The sequence below is a fragment of the Actinomadura sp. 7K507 genome (assembly GCF_004348425.1).
In the GTDB taxonomy this organism is placed as follows: domain Bacteria; phylum Actinomycetota; class Actinomycetes; order Streptosporangiales; family Streptosporangiaceae; genus Spirillospora.
This window is the reverse complement of sequence record NZ_SMKK01000370.1, coordinates 1-6,020: the sequence shown is the minus strand read 5'-3', so window position 1 is coordinate 6,020 and position 6,020 is coordinate 1. Positions and strand designations below refer to the sequence as shown.

1 protein-coding gene is annotated in these 6,020 nt (G+C 70.6%); it reads left to right on the top strand.

The genetic code is table 11. The features are described from left to right. Positions 1–6,020: type I polyketide synthase (locus E1285_RS42515; RefSeq protein WP_132160553.1), on the top strand; the 6,020-nt coding region annotated here is incomplete at both ends.

Here is a 6,020-nt window from a genome sequence, read left to right as displayed (position 1 = left end):
CACAACAACCGCCATCGGCACCCTCCACCGCGACCACCCCACCTGGACCCAACTCCTCACCAACCTCGCCACCCTCCACACCCAAGGCACCCACCTCAACTGGACCCACATCCTCGAAGCCATCGGCATCACGACTCCGAGTGAGCCCCCAGCACTGCCGAACTATGCGTTTCAGAGGCAGCGCTACTGGCTGGAGGTCCCTGCCGGGGCCTCCGACGTCGCATCGGCGGGGTTGGAAGCGGGCGGCCATCCTCTGCTCGGTGCCTGCGTGACGCTCGCCGACGAGCAGACCACCGTGTTCACCGGACGCCTGTCCCTGGACACCCACCCCTGGCTCGCCGACCACGCCATCAACGACACACCCGTCCTCCCCGGCACCGCCTACCTCGAACTCGCCATCCACGCAGGCGACCACACCGGAACACCCCACATCGAGGAGCTGAGTCTCCACACACCTCTCACTCTCGTCGCTCCCACCCAGATTCAGATCACCGTCGCCGCCCCCGACGGCGATGGCCGCCGCGCCTTGACCATCCACTCCCGCGCCACCAGCAACGATGCCGACGACCCCTGGACCTGCCATGCCACCGGCATCCTCGGCCCTGTCGCCGCGGCGGCAGCCGCGATCGATCCGGCCGGTTCCGCACCCTGGCCTCCGACCGACGCCCAGCAGGTGCCGACCGACGACCTCTACGAGCGGTTCGACGACCTGGGACTTAACTACGGACCTCTCTTCCAGGGCGTCCGCACCGCCTGGCGCGCCTCCGGCGCGATCTACGCCGAGGTCCAGCTCCCCGACCCCGACGCCGCCACCGGCTACACCCTCCACCCCGCACTCCTCGACGCCGCCCTCCACCCCATCGCCCTGACCGCCGACGGTCCCGACGGCCAAGCCCACCTGCCCTTCGCATGGGAAGGCGTCACCCTCCACGCCACCGGCGCCACCTCACTCCGCGTCGCCATCACCCCCACCGGCGGGCAAGGCACCAGCCTCACCATCACCGCCACTGATTCCACCGGACAGCCCGTCGCCACCATCGACACGCTCACTCTCCGGCCACTCACCGGGCTCCCCACCAAGCCCGGTCGAGACACCCAGCTCTACGCGCTGAGCTGGCCGGTGCTGACGGGCGGCAACGCGACAGGCGTCGGCACCTACGCGATCCTTGCTTCGCACAGTCCCGAGTTCGCGCAACTGCTCCGTACCGCGGTCCCCGCGCCCACGCAGGTCTACGACGACCTCCAGCAGATCTCCGAGCCGCCGCCGGTCATCCTGCTCCCCTGCGGCACGGGCGGCGACGGTGGCGGCGAGCCGGCCGGTCCGGCGCACGCGATCACGCGGGAGCTGCTGGAGCTGCTTCAGCGGTACCTCGCCGACGACCGGCTGAACGACACCCGCCTCGTCCTGGCGACCCGCAACGCCATCAGCGTCGACACCGCCGCTGCGAACGGCGTCGCCGGGGGCGAAGCGCCTGGGCTGGCGCAGTCACCGGTGTGGGGGCTGGTCCGAAGTGTCCAGGTCGAGCACCCTGAACGCGTCACCATCGTCGATCTGGACGCCCGGCCCGGCAGCCTTGAGGCCCTCGCGTCCGCGATCGAGGCCGCGTCGGCTCAGGGCGAACCCCAGCTCGCCATCCGTGACGGTGTGGTTCACGTCCCCCGGCTGGTCCGGGCCGGACGGCAACCGATGCTCCCCCCGCCTCCGGACGGCCCGTGGCAGCTGACCGTCGCGGGCAAGGGCACCCTGGAGAATCTGGCTTTGGTCCCCGCGCCGGAGCTGGACGAGGCGCTGGGCAGCGGGCAGGTGCGCATCTCGGTGCGGGCGGTCGGGGTGAACTTCCGCGACGTCCTGTACGCCCTGGGGATGATCCCCCAGGACCAGCGCCCACTGGGCGGGGAGGGCGCCGGGACCGTTGTCGAGATCGGTCCGGACGTGGACCACCTCGCCGTGGGCGACCGGGTCATGGGCATCTTCACCGGCACCGGCCCCACCGCCGTCGCCGACCACCGCATGATCACCCGCATCCCGGACGGCTGGTCGTTCACCCAGGCCGCCACCGTCCCCGTCGCCTATCTCACCGCTTACTACGCCCTGGCCGACCTCGCGGGCATCCAGCCCGGACAGCGGCTTCTCCTGCACGCCGCCACCGGCGGAGTCGGCACCGCCACTTTGCATCTCGCCCGGCATTGGGGCATCGAGGTCTTCGGCACCGCCAGTCCCGGCAAGTGGAACGTCCTGCGCGAGCACGGCCTTGAAGAGAGTCACATCGCCTCGTCCCGGACGCTGGAGTTCGAGGAGCACTTCGGCGACACCCTCGGCGACCAACGCATCGACGTCGTCCTCAACGCCCTCGCCGGAGAGTTCAACGACGCCTCACTCCGCCTCCTCGCACCCGGCGGACACTTCCTCGAAATGGGCAAGACCGACATCCGCGACCCCGAACAGGTGGCCGCCGCCCACCCGGGCGTCCAGTACCAGGCGTTCGACATCATGCAAGCCGGTCCCGAGCGCATCCAGGAGATCCTCACCGAACTGCACGACCTGTTCGAGGACGAGCGGCTCCACCCCCTGCCCGCCACCAACTACGACATCCGGCATGCGCCCGAGGCGTACCGGCACCTCAGCCAGGCCCGCCACATCGGCAAGGTCGTCCTGACCATCCCCGCACCACCCGACCCCGACGGCACCACCCTGATCACCGGCGGCACCGGCACCCTCGGCCGACTCATCGCCGAACACCTGATCACCACCCACGGCACCACCCACCTGCACCTGACCAGCCGCACCGGACCCGACGCCCCCGGAGCCCACGACCTCCAACGCCACCTCGAAGAACTCGGCGCCCACGTCACCATCACCGCATGCGACACCGCCGCCAGCGATCAGCTCGCAGACCTCCTCGCAGGCATTCCAGAGAACCACCCCCTAACGGCCGTCATCCACGCGGCCGGGGTCGTCGACGACGCCGTCGCCACCACGCTCACTTCCGAGCAGGTCGATGCGGTGCTGGCTCCCAAGGTCGATGCGGCCTGGAACCTGCACCTCCAGACCCGCGACCTCCCCCTCAACGCCTTCATCCTGTTCTCCTCCGCCGCCGCCACCCTCGGCTCACCCGGCCAGGCCGCCTACGCAGCCGCCAACCACTTCCTCGACACCCTCGCCGCACACCGCCAGGCCGAGGGCCTGCCGGCCCAGTCCATCGGGTGGGGCTACTGGCAGCAGGACAGCGGCATGACCGGCCATCTCAGCGACGCCGACCGCGCCCGCATCGGCCAGAGCCTGCCCCCCATCCCGACGGCGCAGGGTCTCGAACTCTTCGATGCCGTACTGGACGCCCCGGACCCCCACCTCCTCGCCACGCCCATCAACCTCGCCAAGGCGCCCTCCCCGCCTCCGCCGCTCCTCCAGGGTCTCGTCCGCGGCTCCTCCGTCCGCCGGGCGGCGAGCACGGCGTCCGGTCCGGGCGATCTGGCCGGGCGGCTGGCGGCTCTCAGTCCCGAAGAACAGGAAGGCAGGCTTCTCTCCCTGGTCAGGAGCAATGTCGCCGCCGTCCTGGCGCACGGGTCGGTGGACGGCGTCGACGTGGGACGCCCGTTCAGCGAGCTGGGCTTCGACTCCCTCACCGCGATCGAACTGCGCAACCGCCTGGCCACCGCCACCGGACAGCGCCTCCCGGCGACGCTGGTCTTCGACCACCCCACGCCCCAGGCACTCGCCCAGCACCTCCAGAACACGCTTCTCGACACCCACGCGCCAGCGACCGCGAGGGCGGCGGGGAGCGCCACCGACGAGCCGATCGCGATCGTCGCGATGGGGTGCCACTACCCCGGCGATGTGCGCACACCGCAGCAGTTGTGGGACCTGGTCGCCGGGGGTGTCGACGCCATCGGCGAGTTCCCGTCGAACCGGGGCTGGCCCATAGAGGACCTACACCATCCAGATCCCGATCAGCCGGGGACCACCTATGCCCGCGAGGGCGGCTTCCTCTACGACGCCGACCACTTCGACGCCGACTTCTTCAACATCAGCCCCCGCGAAGCCCAGGCCACCGACCCTCAGCAGCGGCTCCTCCTCGAAACCGCCTGGGAGACCATCGAGAACGCCCACATCGACCCGGCCACCCTCCACGGCACCCGCACCGGCATTTTCACCGGCATCTCGTCACACGACTACGGCACCGGCCATCTCAGAATCTCCGGTGAATCCGAGGGCTATCTGGGTTCTGGGACATCCGGCAGCGTGGCGTCAGGACGCATCGCCTACACACTCGGCCTGGAAGGGCCCGCGGTCACGGTCGACACGGCCTGCTCCTCCTCCCTCGTCGCCCTCCACCTGGCCTGCCAGGCCCTCCAGCAGGGGGAATGCGATCTCGCCATCGCGGGCGGCGCCACCGTCATGTCCACTCCCGGCATATTCGTCGCCTTCTCGCGGCAGCGGGGCCTGGCGCGCGATGGCCGCTGCAAGCCCTTCGCGGCGGCGGCCGACGGCACCGGCTGGGGCGAAGGCGTCGGGCTCCTCTTGGTGGAGCGCCTGTCGGACGCGCAGCGCAACGGCCACCCCGTCCTGGCCATCGTGCGCGGATCGGCGGTCAACCAAGATGGCGCCAGCAACGGGCTGACCGCGCCGAACGGGCCGTCCCAGCAGCGGGTCATCCGGGAGGCTCTCGGTCGAGCCCGGCTGGCTCCCGACGACATCGACGCCGTCGAAGCGCACGGCACCGGCACGGCCCTCGGCGACCCCATCGAAGCTCAGGCCCTGCTCGCGACCTACGGCCGGGAACGCGAGCGGCCGCTTCGGCTGGGGTCGATCAAGTCCAACCTCGGGCACACCCAGGCCGCCGCCGGCGTCGCCGGAATCATCAAGATGGTTCAGGCCATGCGGCACGGCGTCCTGCCGCGCACCCTGCACGTCGACGAACCGACACCGCACGTCGACTGGTCCGCCGGAGCCGCCGAACTCCTCACCGAATCGGTCCCGTGGCCCGAGACCGGACAGCCTCGCCGCGCCGCGGTCTCCTCCTTCGGCATCAGCGGAACCAACGCTCACACCATCATCGAGCAGGCACCCGACCAGGCCGCCGATCGTGAAGACGACAGCTGCCCGGCCCTCGCCTGGGTGCTGTCGGCGAAGAACGAGCCGGCACTGGCCGCGCAGGCCGAGCGGCTCGCCGCCTATCTGGACGCCCATCCCGATACCAACCCCGAGGGGGTGGCCTGGACTTTGGCCACCCGCTCGGTCCTGGAGCACCGCGCCGTCATCGTCGGTGACGAGGCGACGCTGCGTGAGGGGTTGCGGGCGCTTGCGAGCGGGGAGCCGCACCCGGCCGTGGTCACCGGCCACGCGTCTCCCGGCGATGCGGGCGGTAAGACGGTGTTCGTGTTCCCCGGCCAGGGATCGCAGTGGCCCGGCATGGGCGCCGAACTCATGACCACCAGCCCCGTCTTCCGCGACCACATCCAAGCGTGCGAACAGGCCCTCGCCCCACACGTGGACTGGTCCCTCACCGACATCCTCACCAACGGCGAAGCAGCAGCGTCGCTGGACCGGGTCGACGTCGTCCAACCCGCACTGTTCGCCGTCATGACCGGCCTGGCCCACCTGTGGCGCTCCCTCGGAATCGAACCCGACGCGGTGGTCGGCCACTCCCAAGGCGAAATCGCCGCCGCCTACACCGCCGGCGCCCTCACCCTCCACGACGCCACCCAACTCATCGCCCTCCGCAGCCAAGCCCTCATCACACTCGCCGGAACCGGCACCATGGCCGCCATCCACACCACCCCCAACGACCTGGACGACCTGCTCCCCCACACCATCACCGTGGCCGCGGTGAACGGGCCCGCCACCACCATCGTCGCCGGACCCCACCACGCCATCACCCAACTCCTCGACCAATGCGAGCAGCGGGACATCAAAACCCGCCGCATCGACGTCGACTACGCCTCACACAGCCCCGCCATCGACACCATCACCGACCACATCACCACCGCCACCACCGGCATCAACCCCCAACCCGCAACCA